Source organism: Bradyrhizobium sp. i1.15.2 (assembly GCF_040548425.1).
Classification (GTDB): Bacteria; Pseudomonadota; Alphaproteobacteria; order Rhizobiales; family Xanthobacteraceae; genus Bradyrhizobium; species Bradyrhizobium canariense.
The window spans coordinates 46,161-67,344 of the sequence record NZ_JBEPRQ010000008.1 but is presented as its reverse complement, the minus strand read 5'-3'; the positions used below and the strand labels follow the sequence as shown (position 1 = coordinate 67,344).

General features: G+C 65.7%; 18 protein-coding genes. 7 read left to right on the top strand and 11 right to left on the bottom strand.

Annotated features, from left to right (window positions below):
* Positions 1–130: 130 nt before the first annotated feature.
* On the top strand, positions 131–598 hold the full coding sequence (locus ABIB80_RS16860) for an acyl-CoA thioesterase (protein WP_354128015.1): 468 nt from the start codon (positions 131–133) through the stop codon (positions 596–598).
* Between the two features lie 13 nt (positions 599–611).
* Here the strand turns inward: ABIB80_RS16860 and ABIB80_RS16855 are convergent, their stop codons facing one another.
* Positions 612–932, bottom strand: coding sequence for a 2Fe-2S iron-sulfur cluster-binding protein (locus ABIB80_RS16855; RefSeq protein ID WP_007602043.1), 321 nt, complete (start codon positions 930–932; stop codon positions 612–614).
* 165 nt (positions 933–1,097) lie between these two features.
* Entirely contained in the window at positions 1,098–1,472 is a 375-nt protein-coding gene (locus ABIB80_RS16850) for an Hpt domain-containing protein (RefSeq protein ID WP_354128014.1), read from the bottom strand.
* 396 nt (positions 1,473–1,868) lie between these two features.
* On the opposite strand from ABIB80_RS16850, the gene ABIB80_RS16845 reads away from it, so the two are divergent.
* Positions 1,869–7,577 carry an apolipoprotein A-IV repeat region-like domain-containing protein gene (locus ABIB80_RS16845; RefSeq protein WP_354128013.1) on the top strand — a complete coding sequence of 1,903 codons (5,709 nt, stop codon included), beginning with the start codon at positions 1,869–1,871 and terminating at the stop codon, positions 7,575–7,577.
* Between the two features lie 257 nt (positions 7,578–7,834).
* On the opposite strand, the gene ABIB80_RS16840 is transcribed toward ABIB80_RS16845, so the two are convergent.
* The 3 genes from ABIB80_RS16840 to ABIB80_RS16830 are packed head-to-tail and all read right to left on the bottom strand — an operon-like array spanning position 7,835 to position 10,639.
* Positions 7,835–8,716, bottom strand: a complete 882-nt coding sequence (locus ABIB80_RS16840; RefSeq protein ID WP_354128012.1) for an MlaD family protein — start codon at positions 8,714–8,716, stop codon at positions 7,835–7,837.
* A 16-nt stretch (positions 8,717–8,732) separates the two neighbouring features.
* Positions 8,733–9,503: an ABC transporter ATP-binding protein gene (locus ABIB80_RS16835; protein WP_354128011.1), complete on the bottom strand. Its 771-nt coding sequence runs from the start codon at positions 9,501–9,503 to the stop codon at positions 8,733–8,735.
* Between the two features lie 2 nt (positions 9,504–9,505).
* Positions 9,506–10,639 carry an MlaE family ABC transporter permease gene (locus ABIB80_RS16830; protein ID WP_354128010.1) on the bottom strand — a complete coding sequence of 378 codons (1,134 nt, stop codon included), beginning with the start codon at positions 10,637–10,639 and terminating at the stop codon, positions 9,506–9,508.
* Between the two features lie 143 nt (positions 10,640–10,782).
* On the opposite strand from ABIB80_RS16830, the gene dgcA reads away from it, so the two are divergent.
* Positions 10,783–11,778 (top strand): N-acetyl-D-Glu racemase DgcA, encoded by a 996-nt coding sequence (gene dgcA, locus ABIB80_RS16825; protein ID WP_354128009.1) that lies wholly within the window; start codon positions 10,783–10,785, stop codon positions 11,776–11,778.
* On the opposite strand, the gene ABIB80_RS16820 is transcribed toward dgcA, so the two are convergent.
* Positions 11,748–12,944 carry an MFS transporter gene (locus ABIB80_RS16820; RefSeq protein ID WP_354128008.1) on the bottom strand — a complete coding sequence of 399 codons (1,197 nt, stop codon included), beginning with the start codon at positions 12,942–12,944 and terminating at the stop codon, positions 11,748–11,750. The genes dgcA and ABIB80_RS16820 overlap by 31 nt on opposite strands.
* A 75-nt stretch (positions 12,945–13,019) precedes the next feature.
* On the opposite strand from ABIB80_RS16820, the gene ABIB80_RS16815 reads away from it, so the two are divergent.
* Both ABIB80_RS16815 and ABIB80_RS16810 read left to right on the top strand, forming a co-directional pair.
* Positions 13,020–14,414: a hypothetical protein gene (locus ABIB80_RS16815; RefSeq protein ID WP_354128007.1), complete on the top strand. Its 1,395-nt coding sequence runs from the start codon at positions 13,020–13,022 to the stop codon at positions 14,412–14,414.
* A 90-nt stretch (positions 14,415–14,504) separates the two neighbouring features.
* The gene (locus ABIB80_RS16810) at positions 14,505–14,777 is read left to right on the top strand and encodes a hypothetical protein (RefSeq protein ID WP_354128006.1); all 273 of its coding nucleotides are present in this window, start codon (positions 14,505–14,507) and stop codon (positions 14,775–14,777) included.
* Positions 14,778–14,796: 19 nt separating this feature from the next.
* Here ABIB80_RS16810 and ABIB80_RS16805 read toward each other — a convergent pair whose 3' ends face one another.
* Positions 14,797–15,156: a hypothetical protein gene (locus ABIB80_RS16805; RefSeq protein ID WP_007602029.1), complete on the bottom strand. Its 360-nt coding sequence runs from the start codon at positions 15,154–15,156 to the stop codon at positions 14,797–14,799.
* 123 nt (positions 15,157–15,279) lie between these two features.
* On the opposite strand from ABIB80_RS16805, the gene ABIB80_RS16800 reads away from it, so the two are divergent.
* Positions 15,280–15,597, top strand: a complete 318-nt coding sequence (locus ABIB80_RS16800; RefSeq protein ID WP_219682822.1) for an antibiotic biosynthesis monooxygenase family protein — start codon at positions 15,280–15,282, stop codon at positions 15,595–15,597.
* Positions 15,598–15,627: 30 nt separating this feature from the next.
* On the opposite strand, the gene ABIB80_RS16795 is transcribed toward ABIB80_RS16800, so the two are convergent.
* Positions 15,628–16,071 (bottom strand): RbsD/FucU family protein, encoded by a 444-nt coding sequence (locus ABIB80_RS16795; RefSeq protein ID WP_354128005.1) that lies wholly within the window; start codon positions 16,069–16,071, stop codon positions 15,628–15,630.
* 164 nt (positions 16,072–16,235) lie between these two features.
* Between ABIB80_RS16795 and ABIB80_RS16790 the strand changes: the two genes are divergently transcribed.
* Positions 16,236–18,038, top strand: a complete 1,803-nt coding sequence (locus tag ABIB80_RS16790; protein ID WP_007602026.1) for a caspase family protein — start codon at positions 16,236–16,238, stop codon at positions 18,036–18,038.
* 74 nt (positions 18,039–18,112) lie between these two features.
* Here the strand turns inward: ABIB80_RS16790 and ABIB80_RS16785 are convergent, their stop codons facing one another.
* The 3 genes from ABIB80_RS16785 to ABIB80_RS16775 all read right to left on the bottom strand — a co-directional run bounded on the left by ABIB80_RS16785 (position 18,113) and on the right by ABIB80_RS16775 (position 21,029).
* Positions 18,113–19,096, bottom strand: coding sequence for a threonine/serine dehydratase family protein (locus ABIB80_RS16785; protein ID WP_035994560.1), 984 nt, complete (start codon positions 19,094–19,096; stop codon positions 18,113–18,115).
* A 63-nt stretch (positions 19,097–19,159) separates the two neighbouring features.
* Positions 19,160–20,203, bottom strand: a complete 1,044-nt coding sequence (locus tag ABIB80_RS16780; protein WP_354128114.1) for a glycosyltransferase family 4 protein — start codon at positions 20,201–20,203, stop codon at positions 19,160–19,162.
* Between the two features lie 13 nt (positions 20,204–20,216).
* Positions 20,217–21,029 (bottom strand): UDP-2,3-diacylglucosamine diphosphatase, encoded by an 813-nt coding sequence (locus ABIB80_RS16775; RefSeq protein ID WP_007602023.1) that lies wholly within the window; start codon positions 21,027–21,029, stop codon positions 20,217–20,219.
* Positions 21,030–21,184 lie beyond the last annotated feature (155 nt).

The following is a 21,184-nucleotide window of genomic DNA, read 5'->3' as shown; positions in this document are numbered from 1 at the left end:
GTCCCTGCCTGTCTAGCCAACGGGGATGGATCAGGGAAGGCATAAAAGCGGGAGCGCCCCGCAGCCGCGCCCACTTGCCGGGTCAGGCTAGCTGGGCTGTAACGGGCAACGATATGACGGAGATCAATCGGTGAACGCACCAAGCCGCCTCGATACGACGCCGCGCCTGGAGGACTACCCTTTTCGCCTCAGCGACAATGTCCGCTTCGGCGATCTCGACCCTAACCAGCACGTCAACAACGCGGTCTACGCCACCTATTTCGAGACCGGCCGTGTCACGCTGATGAAGCTTCCGGAATACGGCCTGACGCCGCCGGGACTTGCCTGGATCATGGTACGGCTCGACATCCATTTCCGCGCCGAGTTGCACTGGCCGAACACAATCGAGCTCGGCCTCGGCGTCGCGAAGCTTGGACGAACGTCGGTGACGTTCGAGCAGGTGGTGTTTTCGGAAGGGAAGTGCATTGCATCGGCGACATCCGTCGCCGTGATGATCGACGAAGCGTCGCGCCGGCCAACGCCACTGATCGCGGAAGTGCTCGAGAAGCTCAGACCCTGGCACAAGCGCGGCATCCAGGTCGCGCCGCCGAGCACATGAATAGCTAACAGCGTTAGGCCTGGCGTTCCGGCGTCGCCACCACGAGGCCGTCGAGATCGTCGGAGACCTTGATCTGGCAGGACAGGCGCGAGTTCGGGCGCACGTCGAAGCCGAAGTCGAGCATGTCCTCTTCCATCGGCGTCGGGCTGCCGACCTTCTCACGCCACGCTTCGTCGACATAGACATGGCAGGTGGCGCAGGCGCAGGCGCCGCCGCATTCGGCCTCGATGCCGGGAATGCTGTTGCGGATGGCGGCTTCCATCACAGTCGCGCCGTTCTCGACGTCCACCGTACGGGTTTCGCCCTTGTGATCGACAAAGTGAATTTTGGCCATGTGTGCTCGTGCTGCCGCGATCTAGGGAATGAAGGAGGGTCCGGGCTGTCCTATAACGGGTCGGTCAGCCCGGCGCCATAGCGTTTTGATAAGTCGTGAATACCGTTTCGCGGGAAGAAAACCCGTCAAAACAAAAGACTAGAGGACGGTTCTGGCCCTGTCGGCCTAAGGGTTCAGGATCGCCTCGATGGCGGCGCGAGCCTCGGTCACCGCCTCTTTCAGCGCGGCAAAGGCGTGAGGCCGGCCCTGGCCGGTCTGGATCGCGGTCTCCAGGCTGGCGGCGGCATCCGCCACCGCCAAGGCGCCGATCCCGCGCGCCGATCCCTTGAGCTTGTGGGCGAGTGCGCCCGCCTCGGCCGGCAGCGCTGCCATCGCCGCGATCAGGCGCACCGCTTGCTCGGCAAACATCGCCAGCACTTCCTGTTCCAGCTCGGAATCACCGAGCGTCATGCGGGAGAGATGATCGAGGTCGAGCGGGCTGTAGATGGGTGCAAGCGGGGGCGAGGGCATCCAGTCCATCCGTTGCAGTTCAGGCGTCATGGCGCAGGCCCCGGCATCGCGCGATGTCCGCCGGTCCGGCGGTCAAGTTCCCTCCACCCAAGCACGGAAATGGTTAACGAAATGTTCCGGCCGTTTTGCGCAAATCTGCCTGCTTATTGACGAAAAGTTGCCGCAATCCGGCGAGTCCAGTGGAGAATTGCATTTATTGCTAAGGCCTTACGGCGCGATCCTGTTAACGATGATTAAGAATGTCTTAATCGCGGGCATTTCATTCGCGACGCTCTGCCAATAGGATGTTGGAGAAATTGGCGGACAAGCCGTCCGGGTGGGGATGGCTCGGAGATCCGCGCAAGCGGCATGATCCGGACTGTGGGCTTGCGTAGCGCGCAGAGCTCGCGGGGGGACGCGTACAAGTAACGAGGGCTCGGACTGAACATGGCAAACACTCCGAAAAAGGTCAAAGACCCCACAGAAGATGCGCTTTCTGCAATCCAGGAAGCCCTGAACATCAGCGACACGGCTGCGGACACCAGCCGCAACGCCTCGATGCGCAGCGAAACGTCGCCCCCGGTCGCGCCACCGGCTCCCCCGATGTTCGACGAACCGAGCTTCGACCCGCGTCCCGCCGCGAACGAACGCGCGATGTTCGATCAGGTCGAGGAGCCGCGCTCCTCGCGCCGCGCCGCCAATGACGACCGTGCGACCATCGGCCAGCTCTTGCAGACGCTGCAAACGGGACGCCCGACGCGCAACATCTATACCGGCGCGACAATCTTCACGGTCATTTGGCTGGCGGCCTGCGCCGCGCTGACGGTCGGTTTCCTGCCTTCGATCCAGGCGGCGATGGGCCAGAGCGGCGGTGTGTTGGCCATTGCCGGCCTCGTCACGATGTTCTTCGCGCCGATCATGCTGTTCTTCTTCCTGGCGAGCCTCGTCTGGCGCGGCCAGCAAATGAGCTCGGTCGCGCAGGCGATGGCCCAGGTTGCGATCCGCTTCTCCGAGCCGGAAGGCTCGGCTTCGGATTCCATGGTGACCGTCGGCCAGGCCATCCGCCGCGAGGTTGCGGCGATGGGCGACGGCATCGAGCGCGCCATCGCGCGCGCCGGCGAACTCGAGACGCTGGTCGCCAACGAGGTCGCGGCGCTCGAACGCGCCTATTCCGACAACGAGGTGCGCATCCGCGCCCTGCTCCAGGACATCGCGCATCAGCGCGACAATCTGGTCGGCCAGGCCGAGCAGGTCCGCAGCGCCATCTCCGGCGTGCAGATCGATTTGCGCCATGACATCGCACTGATCTCGGACGCGATTGCCTCGCGCGTCGACGAGGTCGCAAAGTCGATCACGGGCGCGCTCGAAGAGCGCGGCGCCCACATCACCGGTGCGCTCAGCAACGCCGGCGACAACATGATCCTCGCGCTCGGCGAGCGCGGCGGCGACCTCCTCGACCGCCTCGAGGAGGCCAGCAACGAGACCACGCGCGCCGTGCTCGACGCCAGCGAGCGACTGACCACCAGCCTCAATTTCAAGACCGGCCATGTCCACGACGAGTTCGTCGACCTCGCCGACCGCGTCCACGAAATGCTGAACGAGCGCATCGACCGCATCACAGGCGAGTTCGAGCAGCGCTCCGCCGCGATCGTCGACGGCATCTCCGAGCGCACAGAGCAGGTGCACGACAGCCTGAAGAATTCGTCGGACTCGCTGCTGCTCGAGCTCGAGCTGCGTTCCAACGACCTCTCCGCCAAGATCGACGACGCCGGCAACCGCCTCGCCGGCCACATCATGACCTCCGGCGACAAGGCGAGCGAAGCGCTCGACGCCACCGTCAACACGCTGGTCGCCAAGGTCGTCAGTCAGACCGAGACCGCGCACGACTCGCTGTCGCTGCAGATGAGCGCCTTCGACGAGCTGGTGAAGAACCAGGGCACCGAGCTGGTCGAGAAGTTCGCACGCGACTCCGGCACGCTGGGCGCCCTGATCACCCGCCACATCTCCGAGTTCGACCGCACCGTGAAAACCTTCGGCGGCGAGATCGTCGATCGGATGGGCCAGCGCACCCAGGACATCCATGAATCGCTGAAGACCTATGTCGACAATTTCGACACCCGCTTCACCTCCAACGGCGGCGCGATCACGGCTGTGCTCGACCAGCGCCTGGTGCAGTTCGAGACCACGGTTGGCGAGCGCGTCAGCAACCTCGACGCCTCGCTGAACGGCAAGATCTCGGGTCTCGACTCGACGATCGATGGTCACATCAAGACCTTCGACGAGCAGCTCGTCGGCCGCGTCGCCGCGCTCGAACAGTCGTTCGATACCCGTGCGAAGTCGGTCACCGAGACCATCGACGGACGGCTCAACACGCTCGCCTCGTCGCTGACTGACGGTGCCGCGCAGGCGATCCAGTCGATCGACTCCCGCCTCACCCATCTCACGACGTCGCTGACCGATGGCGCATCGCAGGCGATCGAGACGATCGACAACCGTCTCAACCACCTCACGACCTCGCTGACGGATGGCGCATCGCAGACCATCCAGACGATCGACACGCGCCTCACGCATCTGACGACCACCCTCACCGGCGGCGCGTCGCAGGCGCTCGAATCCATCGACACGCGCCTCACCTACCTGACCACCGCGGTGACGAACGGCGCCTCGCAGGCGGTGCAGTCGATCGATACCCGTCTCACCCTCCTGACCTCGACGCTCACGGACGGCACCGCACAGGCGATCGAGGCGGTCGACCGCCGCATCACCGGCGTCACCGAGATCATCGACGGCCGCAGCATGCACCTGACCGACACGGTCACTGCGCGCTTCCAGGACATCCAGCAGGCCATCGAGACCAAGGTCGGCTCGGTCGCCAGCGACATCGACGTGCGCGTGGCGCAGTTCGAGGACCTGCTCGGCTCGCGCGTCGAGGCCGTCGCCGGCCGCATCGAGAGCAGCGGACGCCAGGCCAGCGAGGACATGATGTCCCGCGCCGAGATGATCTCGACCGCGATCCGCTCGCATGTCGAGGACGCCGAGCGCTCGCTCACCAACCTCGTGGTCAACACCAGCGAGACCATCCAGACCGGTGCGCGCACCGCGCAGCAGTCGCTGATGACGGTCTCCTCCGACGTCAACGCCCAGCTCAAGATGACCTCCGCCGAGGTCGAGCGCGCGCTGACCGCCGTCGGCACCGGTGCCGCGAACTCGATCCTGACCAGCGCCCGCGAAGCCCAGTCGACGCTGGTCGCGGCCTCCGGCGATGCCTCCAACCAGATCAAGGGGCTCGCGGCCGACGTCGAACGCACGCTGTCGTCGGCAGGCTCGGCGACCGCCGCCTCGATCTTGGCCGGTGCCCGCGAGGTGCAGACCACGCTCGTCACGGCGTCCTCGGATGCGGCCAACCACGTCAAGACCCTCACCGCCGACGTGCAGCGCTCGCTCTCGATGGCCGGCACGACCACGGCGGAATCGATCACCGCCGGCGCCCGCGATGCGCAGAGCGCGCTGATCGCGGCCTCGAGCGAGACCGCCAACCAGATCAAGGCGCTGTCCTCCGACGTGCAGCGCTCGCTCTCGATGGCGGGCACCGCGACGGCAGAGACCATCATGACCGGCGCCCGCGAAGCCCAGAGCACGCTCGTCAACGCATCCTCGGATGCGGCGAGCCAGGTCAAGTCCCTCGCCGCCGAAGTGCATCGGTCGCTCTCGCAGGTCGGCCAGTCGACCGCCGAGACGATCACGACCAGCGCCCGCGATGCCCAGAGCACCCTGCTGGCGGTCTCCGCCGAACAGACCGGCCAGGTTCGTTCGCTGGCGGCCGAGATGCAGCGCGCGCTGGCGACCGCCGGCGGCGCCACCATCGAGGCGCTCACCAGCGGCGTACGCGAAGCCCAGGGCACGCTGATCTCCGCTTCGACGGACGCTGCCAGCCAGATCAAGTCGCTGACCACGGACATCGAGCGCACGCTGACCTCGGTCGGTGCCGACACCGCCTCGACCATCCTCAACAGCGCGCGTGAGGCACAGACCTCGCTGACCTCGACCTCGGCGGATGCCGCAAGCCAGATCCGCACGATCTCGAGCGAGATCGAGCGTACGCTGAGCACCGCCACCGCGAACGCGACCAACGACATCCAGACCAGCGCGCTCAACGCCCAGAACGCGTTGATCAACGCCTCCAACGAGGCGAGCTCGCGGGTCAAGTCGAGCTCGGCGGACGTCGAGCGCTCGGTGCTCGCCGCCAGCAGCAGCTTCGGCCAGGCTATGACCGGCAAGACCGACGAGATCGTCACCTACGTGCAGCAGCAGTCCGACCGTCTCGCCAACATGATCGACGCCAAGCGCGGTTCGCTCGTGGACGCGATCGGCTCCAAGACCAGCCAGCTCACGCTCGACATCGACCGCGTCACGTCCGACGCGCTGAAGTCGATCGAGACGCGCGGCCACGCGTTCTCGCAGACCATGATGGGCAACGGCTCCGAAGTGGCGCGGACCATCAACTCGGCGAGCGAGATGGCGACGGGTGCCGTCAACAAGTCGCTCAAAGATCTCGAGCAGGCCTCGCGCGCGGCGATCGACCAGTCGCGCCAGGTCTCGATCGCGGCCGTCACCGAGATGCAGGAGACCAGCAAGATCCTGCGCACCGACACGGTCGCCCTGTTCGAGCGACTGCGCGAAGGCAACATCCTGCTCCAGGAGGTGCTGACCGGTGCGCACGACAACCTTAACTCGCTCGAGCGGGCGCTGGTGACGCGCGTCGCCGACTTCGTCTCGGCGATGAACGACGTCACCTCGCGCAACGGCGCTGCGACGCAAAATCTGGAAGACCAGCTCAACGTCTTCAACAGCAAGACCACGCGGGCGCTGCAGGACCTCGGCGAGCTGTCGACCCAGTTCGACGCGCACGGCAAGGCACTGGTCGAGGCCGCGCAGGTGGTCGAGCAGAGCAACAAGAACACCACCGCCTCGCTCGCCGAACGCAAGGAGGCGCTGGAATCGCTCGTCACCACCATCGACCTGCGCACCGCCGATCTCGACCAGCGCCTGTCGCGCTTCACCGGCCTGCTCGATGAATCGCTGGCGGCCGCCGAAGAGCGGGCTCGCGACATCGCCCGCGTCGTCGCGGAGACCGCCGGCGCAGGTTCCGCCGCGATCACCCGCCAGTTCGAAGCGGTGCGGTCGGCCTCCGAAGAGGAGCACCGGCAGACCGTCGAGGCCATGCACGACATCTACCGCCAGACCACTGACGAGGCGGATGCGATGTTCAAGCAGTCGACCGAGAAGTTCACCAACCTCGTCTCCAGCATGAAGCAGATGGCGTTCGAGATGCACAACGAGCTCGAAGCCACCCGCAACGAGCTGCGCCGCGGCGTGCTCGAGATGCCGCAGGAGGCCGCCGAGAGCACTGCGCAGATGCGCAAGGTGATCGTCGACCAGATCGAGGCCCTCGCCGAGCTCAACCGCATCGTGGCCCAGCACGGCCGTGGCCTCGACGTCTCCACGACGGGCCGCGCCAGCGTGCAGCGCCAGGAAGAGCCGATGCTGGCGGCCGTCGGCGCGCGCAGCACCGAGACGCGCATGCGCGAGAGCGCCAGCGCCTCGACGCTGCCGCCGCCGGACCTCGGCATGCCCGCCTCCTCGCGCCGCACCGAAGCGCCGCCGGTTGCACCGGCCGGCAACGACCAGGGCCGTGACGGCTGGCTGTCCGACCTGCTGAGCCGCACGGACGCCAACCAGGGTGCGCCCACCGGACGTGAGCCCCAGCGCGGCCGCCAGGCTGCACCGGCGCCGCAGCCGCAGGCCCCGCAAGGTGGCGGCAATCCGCTGGAATCCTTGTCGCTCGACATCGGCCGGCTGATGGACCGCAACCTCGCGTCCGAGATGTGGGACCGCTACCAGCGCGGCGAGAACAAGGCCTTCACCAAGCGCCTCTACACGCCCGCGGGCCAGAAGGCCTTTGACGAGGTCGCCCGCAAGTATCGATCCGACCGCAACTTCAAGGCCACGGTCGACCGCTATGTCGCCGAGTTCGAACGCCTGCTCGACGAAGTCGCCCGCGACGGCCGCGGCCCGCAGGAGCTGCGCAACCACCTGACCTCCGAGACGGGCCTGGTGTACACGCTGCTTGCTCACGCAGCGGGCCGGCTGGGATAAGCGGTCAGTCGCCAAGACGCATGACGAATGAAAACGGAGGCCTCACGGCCTCCGTTTTGTTTGGGGCGTCATTAGGTTTGGGCGTCATTAGGAACGAAGCGTTCGACCAAGCACTCGGTGTCGTCCTGGCGAACGCCAGGACCTATTATCCCAGGGAGGAGTTTGGCGAAGACCAGTCGTACGGTACTGCCATCGACCGCAATCGATGGACCTCGCGGTATGGGTCCTGGCTTTCGCCAGGACGACATCTGGGACGCCTACTGCCGCCTGCGCTCCGGCACAGCGGGCTTCGGCGGCTCGGGCGGCGGCGACGCAGCCGCCGGCGCCGCGCTGTTGCTGGCGCCGAACAGGACGCGGGTCGGGTTGCGGTCGAAATTGTTGACCGCGCGGCTGATGTCGCCGAGCGTGCGGCGACCGTCGGTCATCAGGGCGCCGGAGCGCTTGTCGAAATCGTCCGCCAGTTCGCGGATCGACTTCACCGCCAGAAACAGCTCGCCGCCGTCCTTGCCGCCGGCGAGCGTGTTGAGGCCGAGCATGAGGCTGTCGGCCTTGAGCATGACGCCGTCGACCTTGGCCATCACGCCGTCGATCTTCTCCGAGTTGCGGGCGAGCGAGTTGGTGAAGGTCTCGAGATTCTTCAGCGAGTTCTTCACCGATTCCTGATTGTCGGCGACGATCTTGTTGATGTTCTGCAGCGTGCCGCGGATCGCCTCGGTGACGTCCTGGAGCTTGTTGGGATCGGCCGTCAGCGTGGGGATGCCGTCCTCGTCGAGCGGCGGCGCGGGCGCTGCCTCCTCGCCGCCCTTGAGCGAGATCGCGGCGACGCCGGTCAGGCCCTGGAATTCGAGGCCGACCAGGGTGTCCTTGCGGATCGGGGCGTTGTTCTCGACCATGGCGAGTGCGACAACCCGCCGCGGGTTGTCGAGCTTCACCGAGACCACCTCGCCCACCCGGATACCGTTAAAATTGACGCTGCCACCGTTGCGCAGGCCCGCGGCCGGGCCCTCGAACACGACGCGCAAGGGGCTGCGCTGCTTGGTGGTATGCAACGACTGAAACCACAGCACGAAGCCGATCGCGGCGGCGATCACCGCCAGCGTGAACGATCCGATCAGCACGTAATTTGCGCGCGTTTCCATCAGCTACTCCGGCACCTCAGCCCATCACCGCGCGAGCGCGCTTGCCATGGAAATATTGCCTCAGCCAGGGATGCTGCGAGGCCTGCATGTCGGCGATCGAGCCTGCCGCAATGATCTTACCGTTGCCTAAAACGGCGATGCGGTCACATGCTGTGTAAAGGCTATCGAGGTCGTGCGTTACCATGAAAACCGTCAGCCCCAAAGTGCGCTGCAGCGTCCTGACCAGCTCGTCGAAGTCGCCGGCGCCGATCGGGTCGAGGCCCGAGGTCGGCTCGTCCAGGAACACGAGGTCCGGATCGAGCGACAGCGCGCGGGCGAGCGCCACGCGCTTGACCATGCCGCCCGATAGTTCCGAGGGAAAGCGATCGGCCACTTCGGGCTTGAGACCCACCATGGTGAGCTTGGCGATGGTGATCTCGTCCATCAGCCGTTGCGACACCCGCAGATATTCGCGCATCGGAAACTGGATGTTCTGCCGCACCGTGAGCGAGGAGAACAGCGCGCCCTGCTGAAACAGCACGCCCCAGCGCCGCTCCACGTTGCGACGCTGCGACGTATTGGAGGCATCCAGATCGACGCCGAACACCTCGATGCTGCCTGCGACCTTGGGCACGAGGCCGATGATGGTGCGTGTCAGCACGGACTTGCCCGCGCCGGAAGGACCGACGAAGCCAAGAATCTCGCCGCGCTTGACATCGAGGTCGAGCCCGTCGAGCACGCGCGTCGCGCCGAACTGCACGGTGATGTCGCGGACGCGGATGATGGGGTTCTGGATCTCGCCCGGCATCGTCACATCCCGATCGAGGCGAAGAAGATGGCGAACACGCCATCCATGACGATGACGAAGAAGATGCCCTTCACCACCGACGCCGTCGTGTGCTGTCCGAGCGATTCCGCGCTGCCCTGCACGGCGAGGCCCTCGACGCAGGCGACGATGCCGATCACCGCGGCCATCACCGGCGCCTTGACGATGCCGACGATGAAATGGTCGATCGAGATGGCGTCGCGCAGGCGCAGCAGGAAGGCTTCGGGATCGACGCCGCCATAGAGCCAGGCGACGAGACCGCCGCCATAGAGCGCGGCCATCGCGCCGAGGAAGGCCAGGATCGGCAGCGCTAGCACCAGCGCCAGCATGCGCGGCAGCACCAGCACCTCGATCGGATCGAAGCCCATGGTGCGCAGCGCGTCGATCTCTTCGCGCATCTTCATCGAGCCGAGCTCGGCCGTGTAGGCGCTGCCCGAGCGGCCGGCGACCATGATCGCGACCAGCAGCACGCCGATCTCGCGCAAGACCAGCACGCCGAGCATGTCGACGACGAAGATGTCGGCGCCGAACCTGCGGAAGTGGAAGATGCCCTGCTGGGCGATGATGCAGCCGATCAGGAAGGTGATCAGCACCACGATCGGCACCGCGCGCCAGCAGACCTGCTCGAGATGATGCACGGTCGAGGTCAGGCGGAACGAGCGCGGGTGAATCAGGGTGCGTGAGCCCGCCGCGAGCACCGCGCCGAGCATGTCGATCAGGCCTGCCACGGTGCCGGCAACCCCGGCCACGGTCTGGCCGATCTGCTCCAGCATGCCGGTGATGGTGATCGTGCTGGTGTCGATGGCGGGCGTCGCCCTGACCCGCCGCACCTCGTCCACGAGGCTCGAATAATTGGCGGAGAGGCCGGCGATCTGCGCCTCGACGGCGCCCTGCGTCAGGCTGCGGCGCAGCCGCTCGATCAGCCAGGCGCCAAAAGTGTCGAGCTTGGAGACCTCGGAGACGTCGATGAAGATGCTTTGTGGGCCGCCGGCGAGCTTCTCGGCGTCAGCCACCATCCGCTCCAGGACCGGCGCGAAGCTCGCGGTCCAGGTTCCGGTGGCGCAGAGTGCCAGCGCATTGCCCTTCGCAATCCGTTCCAGCTTCGGATCGCCGTTCAAGATGTCCGCTCCCGTGCCGGGGCGCGAGAAACGGTTGAAATCAGATGGTTGCGCACGCGCCCTTACCCGGAGAAGGTGTCCCCAACTGGTTAACCTTAGTTGCTAGAGGTAACCAGCAGGTTCAGATTTCGCCAGAGTTCAAAATGACTTCCAGCAAAGTTCCTGCCCTCGCCGCGCGAATCGAGCGCTTTCCCATCGCAGGCAGTTTCACCATCAGCCGGGGCGCCAAAACCGAGGCCGTCACCGTCGTGGCCGAGGTCAGCCGGGCCGCCCTGACGGGCCGCGGCGAATGCGTGCCCTATTCCCGCTATGGCGAGACGCCCGAGGCGACCCTTGCCGCCATCCAGGCCATGCAGGAGGCCGTGGCCCGCGGCCTCACCCGCCAGGCCCTGCAAGCCGCCATGCCGCCCGGGGCGGCCCGCAACGCCCTGGATTGTGCCCTGATCGATCTGGAAGCCAAGGCCGCCGGCCTGCGGGCCTGGAGCCTGCTCGACCGCCCGGTGCCGGGCGAGCGCACCACGGCCTACACGATCTCGCTGGGCACACCCGAGGCCATGGCGGCGGCGACCGCCAAAGCGGCGCACCGGCCGCTGCTCAAGATCAAGCTCGGCGGCGACGGCGATCCGGAGCGGATCACGGCGGTGCGCGAGGCCGCTCCCGAATCCGAACTGATCGTGGATGCCAACGAGGCCTGGACCGAGGCCAATCTGGAGCACAATCTTGCCGCCTGCGAGGCCGTCGGCGTCACCCTCGTCGAGCAGCCGCTGCCGGCCGGAAAGGACGACGCGCTGGCCCGGATCAAGCGGCCACTGGTGGTCTGCGCCGACGAGAGCGTGCACGACCGCTCTTCGCTGGCGTCGCTCCGCGAGCGCTACGACGCCGTGAACATCAAGCTCGACAAGACCGGCGGCCTCACCGAGGCGCTGGCCATGGCCGACGCCGCTCAGACGCTCGGCTTCGAAATCATGATCGGCTGCATGGTCGCAACCTCGCTGTCGATGGCGCCGGCGATGCTGGTGACGCCGCAGGCGCGCTTCGTCGATCTCGACGGTCCGCTGCTGCTGGCGCACGACCGCGATCATGGCCTTCGTTACGACGACAGCCTGGTCTATCCGCCTGATGCCTCGCTGTGGGGATGAGCTTTGAGCCGGTGCCGCGCCAACCAGATCACGAGCGCACCGGCCGCGGCCATCGCGGCCATGACGTAATACAGACCGTCGCCGATGCGAGCGTAGATCGCGCCTGACGCGATCGAGGTGGTCGCACCTAACAGCCCGTTGCATGCGGCGTAATAGCCCTGCCCCCGCGCGATCTGATGCGACGGCACCCGCTGCACCAGAAGACTCATGGTGCCGAGGATCGTCATCCCGAAGGTCAGGCCGTGGCCGAGTTGCACGATCGCCAGCAGCGCAAGCGGCGGATCATATGCGGTGACGACCCAGCGCACGACCGCGCTTGCGCCCCCGATCGCCATGAGCGAGGACGGGTGCAGCGAGAAGCGCGGCGATAGCGCGAACACGATGATCTCGGCGATGACGCCCAACGTCCAGAGCCCCGCGATCGTCAGCCCGCCGAGGCCGTGGGCCTGCCAGTTGATGGCCGAGAACGTATAATACGCGACGTGACTGCCCTGGATCAGCGCGGCCGAAACGATGATGGCCCAGAAGCCGGCATCGCGCAGCAGCGCCTTGCCGGCGTGCACCGCAATCGCCCGTCGCCTGACATCGTCCAGCGGCTGCAGCAGCATGCCGGCGGCGACCGCAATCACGGCCCAGGCGACGATGATCCAGATCAGATCGCGCGCCGCGATGCGGTCTACGAGATAGCCGCAGGCGAGCGAGCCGGCCGCGAAAGCTGCCGAGCCCCACAGCCGCACCGGCCCGTAGTCGAGGCCGTAGCGGGCGACACCACGCAGCGCATAGGCGTCGGTCAGCGGCATGGTCGGCGTCCACATCATGCAGGTCAGCGCATAGATCAGGAACAGCGCCAGCGGCTGCTGCTGCAAGCCGACCGCCGTGAACCCGATCGCCGTCGCCAGCACGGAGATCATCATGCCGGCGCGAATCGCATGTCGCTTTTCGGCAAAGGCGGTGATCTGCGGCAGCGTGGTGAAGCGCGTGATCGCCGGCAGCGCGTTGATGAGGCCGATCCAGGCCGCGTCGATGCCGATCGCCTTCAGCCAGACCGGAAAGAATGGCAGATGCGTACCCGAGACCGCGAACACGGCCGAATAGAACAGCGCGAGGCTCACGGCGAATCGCCGCTTCTGAGCTGCTGCGATGGGGATTTGTGATTCGCCTGCCATCAAACCAATTGCGATTCGGTTGATATCGTGGTGATCGTTACTGTAACGCGCGGTGATTTGCGCGACGAGATTGACATGGCCAACGAAGCATTCGCCCTCTCGCCTATGTCTGCCCGTGCGGCCGAGCCGAACGAGCAGGATTACGACGCGATCCGCGAAGCCTTCATGGAGACCGCGCGCGGCCGCTGGTTCCTCGGCGAATACGCCAAGCGCAACCGCAATGCCGATACCCGCATGGTGCTCGACGCGGTCGCGAAAATCGAAGAAACCCTTGCAGCACAGCGCCAACCCGTCGTCGAGGACCGCCTGCCCGAGGCGCTGATCGCGATCCGGCACGCGATCCGCGAAGCCGAGACGATTGCGATCGCGGCGTTCGATCCCGGGGCGATCGAGGCGAGCCTCGCGCCGATTCCGCGCGGGCTGCGCATCATCAAGGAGATCTCCTGGCGCTGGCGCGAGATCGGCGCCGACGGGCGAATCTGCGACCTGATTGATTCGCAGCTCGCTTCCATCGAGGCGGCCTGCGTGCAGGTTTCGACCATCGACCCCCGCGCCGACCTCAAGGCCGCATTCGACCTGCTCAAGGACCGGATCGACCAGACCGACGCTGACGCAACGCCGCAGGCCGCGCGCCCCTCGCCGGCTCCGGTGCAGGAGGCACCGTCGCCCGTCGCGGAAGCTCCGCTGGCGGAGGCCGCGCCTGCAGCGATGGCCAGCGAAGCAGCCGTGGCTTTTACGGAGGCGCCGCAGGACATCGCAGAGGCGATCAAGCCCGAAGCCGCCGTGGAAGCGGCCGGCGTCGCCGAGGCATTCTCGGTTGCGGAGCAGGCGATGGACGCCGCGCTCAAGCCGGAGACCGTCGGCGAGAACCTGATCGCACCTGAAGCCGCCGCTTTTGAAGAGCCGGCCACTGAGGCCTTCGTGGAGGTGACGGACGAATTTTCCCTCGATGCGGCCGCCGAAGCCGAGGACGAAGCCATCCTCGAGGCCATTGCGCTGGAGATGGCCGCGCCCGATCCGGAATTCGACGAGATCATCGAACCGGTCGAGATGGAAGCGACCGTTCCGGAACCGGTGGTTGCGGAGGCCGCAGCGCCCATCGCAGCCGAGATACCGGAGCCGATCGCACCGGAGCCGGCCGCAGCCGAGCCAGTCTCCGCCGCAGCGGTGGTGGAGGAGCCTGTAGAGGAAGCGCCGATCGCGCTGGAATCGCTGGCGCGCCTCACCAACGCCATTGCGGAAGCCGCCGCCGAAGTGATGGAGCAGCCGGCGCCGGTCATGGCGGCCACCGCGACATTCGGCGCGGCGCAGGCCACGACGCTGCCGATGACGTCGCCGGTTTCGGAAGCCTCACTTGGCGCCACTATCCTCGCCAGCGGCATCCTGCAAAAGCCCCGCGCCGCCGCCAACGATCCCATGGCGCCAATCCGCCGCATGACCCAGGCCGAGAAGATCGCGTTCTTCTCGTAAGGGGCACGCAGCTATGTCCTCCATCGAAGACACGCTCATTCTCTGGCGTCCCGTCGGCCGAAAGAGCTGGAGCTGATCCAGCAAACGGGCATGCGCGCGTTTCCGCCGCGCCTGCCCGACCAGCCGATCTTCTATCCAGTCTTGACCGAAGACTACGCCATCAAGATCGCGCGCGACTGGAATGTCCCGGCGAGCGGCGCGGGCTTCGTGACGCGCTTTGCTGTCGAGCGCAGCTTCATCGCGAAGAACGACGTGCAGGAGGCGGGCCGCTCACATCTGGAGTACTGGATTCCGGCCGAAGACCTCGATGCCTTCAATACCGCAATCGTCGGCCTGATCGAGGTCGTCTGCAGCTTCCCCTAGCCGCTGCGCGCTCAGCCGATCACCCGCAATTCCACACCGCGCCGATCGGCGTTCGCGTCCAGCACGGGCCAAAACTGCCGCCATTGTAGCGGCCGCCGCCGAAGCCGGGCCGGCCGAAATAGCGCCACTCACCATCCCAGCCGTAATATTGCGGAACTGGATCGATGTACCAATGGCGTCGGTCGCTAGGCGACATCCGCCGCATCGCTTCCTTCTGCTTATAGAGCGGAATGCTGTTGCTCAGCGGCTGGCGATAGCCCGGCAGGAAGCCGTAGCCATGCCAGGCTTGCTTGGGACGCTTTTGGATTGAAGCAGCCGGCGCGACAGCCGGCAGCAGCGATAGGACGATAGCGACAGATAGACACATAAAGCGCGACATGGACCGACCATAGACAGTCGGATGCCGGCAGGCCATTCAAAATTCGGGTGGGCGATGTAACAAAGCCCATCGCGAAACCGAAGAGATCGGGAACGGAAATCCATCACCGAGGGTCAAGGAAACATGATTGGCGAAGTGATTGTCATTGGCGATCTGCAATTGCGTGACGGCGCCTCTGTCGACGAACACGACCGGCTCGGCGCGCGCATGTACGACATCGTCAGCCGTCTTCCCGGCTTTGTGTCGGTCAAGTCGTTCAAGGCCGAGGACGGCGAGGAGCTCACCGTGTTCCGTTTTGCCTCGGAGGAAGCGCTCGAAGCCTGGCGCACTCACCCCGAACATGTCGAGACGATGAAGCGGGGACATGCCGAGTTCTACGCCAGCGGCTTCCTGCAGATCTGCAAGGTGATCCGCGAGGTCGGACCATTCGAGCACGCGTGACGCCGTCCCGCATCATTCGATCGCGCGCTGCTAGCTGATCACACCCTTCCTGATCAGGAAGCATCCGTAACTGCTGCTGTCGCCCACCTGTACGACGCCAAAGCTCGCCGCCGCCGCGCGATAAAAATCCGACCGCGAGAGTTTTCCGGGCGTGACGGGCCGGCCGGCGGCACGCTCGATCTCCGCGAGCACCGTGCGCTGCACGTCGGGGACGCGGCTGGGATCGTCGACCGGCATCATCACGCGGACCGGATCGGGATCGAAATCGTCGAGCGGATAGACCGACATGATGGCGCGAATCGCGGTCTGCATGCTGATGCCCGGCAACTGGATCAGGCGCTGCGAATGCGTGCTCTGCGCGATGCGCGCAGAGGGGTGATTGGCATCGACGAAAGCGAGATCGTCGCCATGGCCCATGGACGCCAGCAGCCAGAGCAGATCTGGCGTGAGGATCGGATCGATCGATTTCAGCATGTGACTGACTGTCCTCCCATCGTGCACCCACCTTGGCGGGTTCCAAGCGTGATTCAGATCACGCAGCCTACCATGGTGATGGCGATCACGGACCTCAAAGTCGAACGCGGCCAAGCTTGCCGGCAACCAATCTCGTATCGAGATCAGTGCCAAAGGAGCACGCCATGTTCCGCCTAAAATCTTTCCTGATGACTGCAGGCCTTTTGGGAAGCCTGTTCGGCTTCGCCTCCGGCCCTGTTTCCGCGCAAGTCGCCCCGGTCGAGCCAGCCCCCACCGCGCTGCAAGGCCCGGAACAGCGCGTCGCGTTGGTGATCGGCAATTCGAACTACCAGAACGCGCCGCAGCTCGCCAACCCCGACAATGACGCGGACTCGATGGCGAAGTTCCTGAATTCGGCCGGGTTCGAAGTGGTCGCCGCGACCGACCTGACCCAGAACGACATGCTTCGCGTGGTGCAGGATTTCTCCGCCAAAGTGTCGGCGCGCGGTCCGAACACGGTGGCGATGGTCTACTACGCCGGTCACGGCGTGCAGCTCGCCGGCGAGAACTACCTCGTTCCCGTCGACGCCAAGGTCTCGAGCCAGACCGAGCTCGTCAACAACTCCGTCCGTCTGGTCGACGTGATGTCGACGCTGGAGACGATCCCGAGCCGCATGCGCATCGTCATCCTCGATGCCTGCCGCAACAACCCGTTTCCGAACGTGAACGATGCCGGCCGCGGCTTGGCGATCGTCGATGCGCCGAACGGTTCGATCGTCGGTTACTCGACCGCGCCGGGCGCGGAAGCGCAGGACGGCACCGGCGGTCACAGCCCCTACACGCAGGCCTTCCTGAACGTCGCGCGCGAGCCCAACGTGCCGATCGAGCAACTGTTCAAGCGCGTGCGCCTCGAAGTGAACCAGACCACCAGCGGCGCGCAGATCCCGTGGGAGAGCTCGTCGCTGACGTCGGACTTCACCTTCTTCGGCGACACAGCTGTCGCCGCCAACCGCGCGCCCGTGAATGCGCCTGTCGTGCAGATGGCCTCCAACCTGCCGAGCCGCTCGACCCGCCAGGCCTATGACTACGTGGTGTCCGAAGCACGGCCGGAGTACTATCAGGAGTTCATCACGATGTATCCGCACGACCCGCTGTGCGACCATGTCCGCTGGCTGCTCAACAACCTGCTGCTCACGCAGGCCTGGCACAAGGCGGTGCTCGCGAACTCGCCGCTCGGATACAAGAATTTCTACGACAGCTACGGCAACACGCCCTATGCGCAGGTCGCGCTCAAGCTCCAGATGCAGCCGAAGCAGATCCCCTTGATGCAGGCGACCAAGTTCCTGGCGCCGCAGAATATCGCCCCGACCTTCAAGATTGGCAATCTCGGCCAGCCCAAATACATGCCGCTGCAGCAGGGTAATGGCGGTGCGCAAGTGAACGGCAATTTGCCGATCGTGCAGAAGTCGGGCGACAACAACGGCATCGGCAAGCTCGGCAATGGCGGCCAGATCGTCAACCTGCCGGCGGGCAACAACCAGCCCAACCAGCAGAACGGCACGCCGTCGCAGACCCCGGGCAAGATCGTCACCCTGCCCGCGCCGACCAACACCACCAACAACAATGGCGGCATCGGCAAGATCGTGACGCTGCCTGCGACCAACAAGACGCCGAACGGTACTGGCAACGGCACAATCAGTGGCAATCCAGGCAAGATCGTGAGCATGCCGGTGAATGTCGGCAAGGGCGGCACGACCATCGACACGAAGCCCGTCAACGTTCAGACGCAGAACAACCCGATCCGCATCAACAACGGCGCCAAGATCAGCGACAACCCCGTGAACAAGGTGCAGGTGCAGAACAACAACCACCCGCAGTTCAACGAGACCAATCGCATGGTCAACAATGGCGGCAACAACTTTCGGCAGTCGATGAACCAGAGCCAGGGTGGCAACGGCGGCAACAACCACCGCGGCTTCATGCACTGATCGCGGTCGGCCACACACGACAAAGGGCAGAGCGGTGACGCTCTGCCCTTCTTCATGTCAGAAGATTTAGAGTATCAGGCCACCAGCTCCGCAAACAAATCAGCGTCGACATTGCCGCCGGAGAGCACGATGACGACATTCTTGCCGGCAACATCAAGTCGCCCCGCAAGCAGCGCGGCCAGGCCGACCGCTCCGCCCGGTTCGACCACGAGCTTCAGCTCGCGATAGGCAAACGCGACGGCCGCGCCGACTTCCTTGTCCGACGCGGTCACGCCGCGCGCGAGCAGCTTGCTGTTGATCGCGAACGTCATCTCGCCGGGGATCAGGGCCATCAGCGCATCGCAGATGGTGCGGCCTGCCGGCCCGTGCGGCTCGCGATGACCTGCGGTCAGGGACAGGCCGTGATCGTCGAAAGCCTCGGGTTCGGCGACGACGATTTGCGCCAGCGGATAGCGCGCCTTCACGGCCGTCGCGACGCCCGCGATGAGGCCGCCGCCGGAGGCCGGCGCCACCACGATGTCAGGCGCGAGGCCGAGCGCCGCCATGTCCTCGGCGATCTCGCGGCCGGCGGTGCCTTGGCCGGCGATCACGAAGGGATCGTCATAGGGCCTGACCAGCGTCGCGCCGCGCTTCTCGGCGATGCCGCGCGAGATCGCCTCGCGGTCGTCGCGGTCGCGGTCGTACAGCACGACCTCGGCACCGTAGGATTTGGTGCGCTCGCGCTTCGACAACGGCGCATCCGCGGGCATCACGATGGTCGCCTGCATGTCGAGGATCTTGGCCGCCGCCGCCACGCCCTGGGCGTGGTTGCCGGAGGAGAACGCGACCACGCCGCCGGCGCGCTTGTCCTGCGGGATCGAGGCGACCTTGTTGAAGGCACCGCGGAACTTGAACGAGCCGGTGCGCTGGAGCATCTCCGGCTTGAGATAGACCTTTGCGCCGACGCGTTCGTTGAGCACGGGAAAGGACAACAGCGGGGTGCGGACGGCGAAGGGTGCGATCACGCGGGCTGCGGCATCGATATCGGCAGGGCCGATCGGGAGGAGCTGTTCTGTCATGCCCGATGTTATCGCGGCGGATGAGGCGCGGGCAAGGCATCTCCGCGCGAGCATTCTGGGGCCTCAGGCGACGAATCGCGCCGGCTCCCCCCCGTTCCGGCCCGGCAGCACCGCGCCGACCGCCAAAATGCTGTCGATAAAAGCCCGGGCCGAGGCCTCCCAGGTGTAGTTGGCGGCGAATTCGACGCAGTCCTGCCGGGAGATGTCCAGCGCGGCAAAGCAGGCGCTGCGCAGATCGTGATCGAGCGCGCCGACCGGCGCATCGCCGATCACGTCGCGGGGCCCCTTCACCGGAAACGCCGCAACCGGCAGGCCGCTCGCCAGCGCTTCGAGCAGGACCAGGCCGAACGTGTCGGTCTTGCTCGGAAACACGAAGACATCGGCGGCCGCGTAGATGTCCGCCAGCTCCTCGCCGTGCTTTTCGCCGAGAAAGATCGCGTCCGGATAGGCCTCTTCCAGCGCGACACGAGCCGGACCATCGCCGACGATTACCTTGGTGCCGGGCAGGTCGAGATCGAGGAACGCCTCGAGATTCTTCTCCACCGCCACCCTGCCGACCGAGAGGAACACCGGTGCCGGCAGGCACAGATCAATCGCGCGGGGATGGAACAAATGGGTGTCGACGCCGCGCGGCCACAGCACGACGTTGTCGAAGCCGCGCTCGGTCAGCTCGCAGGCAAGCGCCGGCGTTGCCGCCATCACGGCGCGGCTGGGGCTGTGGAATCGGCGCAGCGCCCGCCAGATCAGCGAGCCCGGCACCGGCACGCGGGCGCGGACATATTCGGGAAAGCGGGTGTGGAAGCTGGTCGTGAAGGGTAGCTTGCGCTGGCGGCAATAGCGGCGGACCATCAGGCCTATCGGCCCCTCGGTCGCGATGTGGATGCTGTCCGGATGCGCCTCTTCGATCAGCTTCGCGATTCTGCCCGGGCGCGGCATGGCCAGCCGCACGTCACGATAGCTCGGCATCGCAAAGGTGCGGAACGATTGCGGCGTCAGGAACGAGAATTCGACGTCGAGACTTTTGGCGGCGTCGGCAAGCTTGGTCAGCGTCCGAACCACACCGTTGACTTGCGGGTGCCAGGCGTCGGTCGCGACCAGGATGCGCATCAGGCTGCCCTTGTCATGCAGCTCTGGCTGCAACCTGCGGGACCTGTGCCGGCTTCTCGGCCTGGTCCGCCCAGGTGATGATCTCGAAATGGCCGTCGTCGTGCTCGACCAGCGCCGTGCAGCTCTCGACCCAGTCACCGCAGTTCATGTAGCGGATACCGCCCTCGTCGCGGATCACCGCGTAATGTATGTGGCCGCAGATCACGCCGTCGGCATCGTGGCGCCGCGCCTCGGCGGCAAGCGCCTGCTCGAACGCGCCGATATAGTTGACGGCGTTCTTGACTTTCTGCTTCGCCCATTGCGACAGCGACCAATAGGGCACCTTGAACATGCGCCGGAAGAAGTTGACAAAGCGATTGAGCTGGATCGCGAAGTCGTAGGCCTTGTCGCCGAGATGGGCGAGCCAGCGTGCGTTCTGCACCACGAGGTCGAAGATGTCGCCGTGGATGACGAGATAGCGCTTGCCGTCCGCACCGGTGTGGACGGTGTTCTCGACCACGTCGATGCCGCCGAAATGTGTGCCGTAATAGTTGCGCAGGAACTCGTCGTGATTGCCGGGGATGTAGATCACCTTGGCGCCCTTGCGCGCCTTGCGCAAAAGCTTCTGGACCAGGTCGTTATGCGATTGCGGCCAATGCCAGCTCGATTTCAGCGCCCAGCCGTCGACGATGTCGCCGACGAGATAGATCGTGTCGGCATCATGGAAACGCAGGAAGTCGAGCAGAAGGTCGGCTTGAGAACCGCGGGCTCCGAGATGAACGTCGGAGATGAACAACGTGCGAAAGCGCCGCTCCGGGCTCTCGTCACTCACATCGTAACTTCCCATGCGCCAGCCTGTAACAATGTCCCGTGACAGGGGGATGACCAATTGAACCTTTGAGGCACCTTCGGATACGAATCGCGCTTGCCTCGCCCACCCCGCGAATATCAGTCGCATGCGACAATCAGGCGACATGGCGCCTCAGCGCCCTCCGCAAGAAC

Excerpts from the sequence above, each read along its gene's own strand:
- ABIB80_RS16775 (WP_007602023.1), bottom strand. The coding sequence starts at position 21,029 with ATGGGAAGTTACGATGTGAGTGACGAGAGCCCGGAGCGGCGCTTTCGC.
- ABIB80_RS16810 (WP_354128006.1), top strand. The coding sequence starts at position 14,505 with ATGCGCGCGTTTCCGCCGCGCCTGCCCGACCAGCCGATCTTCTATCCA.
- ABIB80_RS16840 (WP_354128012.1), bottom strand. The coding sequence starts at position 8,716 with ATGGAAACGCGCGCAAATTACGTGCTGATCGGATCGTTCACGCTGGCG.
- ABIB80_RS16850 (WP_354128014.1), bottom strand. The coding sequence starts at position 1,472 with ATGACGCCTGAACTGCAACGGATGGACTGGATGCCCTCGCCCCCGCTT.
- ABIB80_RS16780 (WP_354128114.1), bottom strand. The coding sequence starts at position 20,203 with ATGCGCATCCTGGTCGCGACCGACGCCTGGCACCCGCAAGTCAACGGT.
- ABIB80_RS16795 (WP_354128005.1), bottom strand. The coding sequence starts at position 16,071 with ATGCTGAAATCGATCGATCCGATCCTCACGCCAGATCTGCTCTGGCTG.
- ABIB80_RS16835 (WP_354128011.1), bottom strand. The coding sequence starts at position 9,503 with ATGCCGGGCGAGATCCAGAACCCCATCATCCGCGTCCGCGACATCACC.
- ABIB80_RS16800 (WP_219682822.1), top strand. The coding sequence starts at position 15,280 with ATGATTGGCGAAGTGATTGTCATTGGCGATCTGCAATTGCGTGACGGC.
- ABIB80_RS16815 (WP_354128007.1), top strand. The coding sequence starts at position 13,020 with ATGGCCAACGAAGCATTCGCCCTCTCGCCTATGTCTGCCCGTGCGGCC.
- ABIB80_RS16820 (WP_354128008.1), bottom strand. The coding sequence starts at position 12,944 with ATGGCAGGCGAATCACAAATCCCCATCGCAGCAGCTCAGAAGCGGCGA.
- ABIB80_RS16855 (WP_007602043.1), bottom strand. The coding sequence starts at position 932 with ATGGCCAAAATTCACTTTGTCGATCACAAGGGCGAAACCCGTACGGTG.
- ABIB80_RS16785 (WP_035994560.1), bottom strand. The coding sequence starts at position 19,096 with ATGACAGAACAGCTCCTCCCGATCGGCCCTGCCGATATCGATGCCGCA.
- dgcA (WP_354128009.1), top strand. The coding sequence starts at position 10,783 with ATGACTTCCAGCAAAGTTCCTGCCCTCGCCGCGCGAATCGAGCGCTTT.
- ABIB80_RS16845 (WP_354128013.1), top strand. The coding sequence starts at position 1,869 with ATGGCAAACACTCCGAAAAAGGTCAAAGACCCCACAGAAGATGCGCTT.
- ABIB80_RS16805 (WP_007602029.1), bottom strand. The coding sequence starts at position 15,156 with ATGTCGCGCTTTATGTGTCTATCTGTCGCTATCGTCCTATCGCTGCTG.
- ABIB80_RS16790 (WP_007602026.1), top strand. The coding sequence starts at position 16,236 with ATGTTCCGCCTAAAATCTTTCCTGATGACTGCAGGCCTTTTGGGAAGC.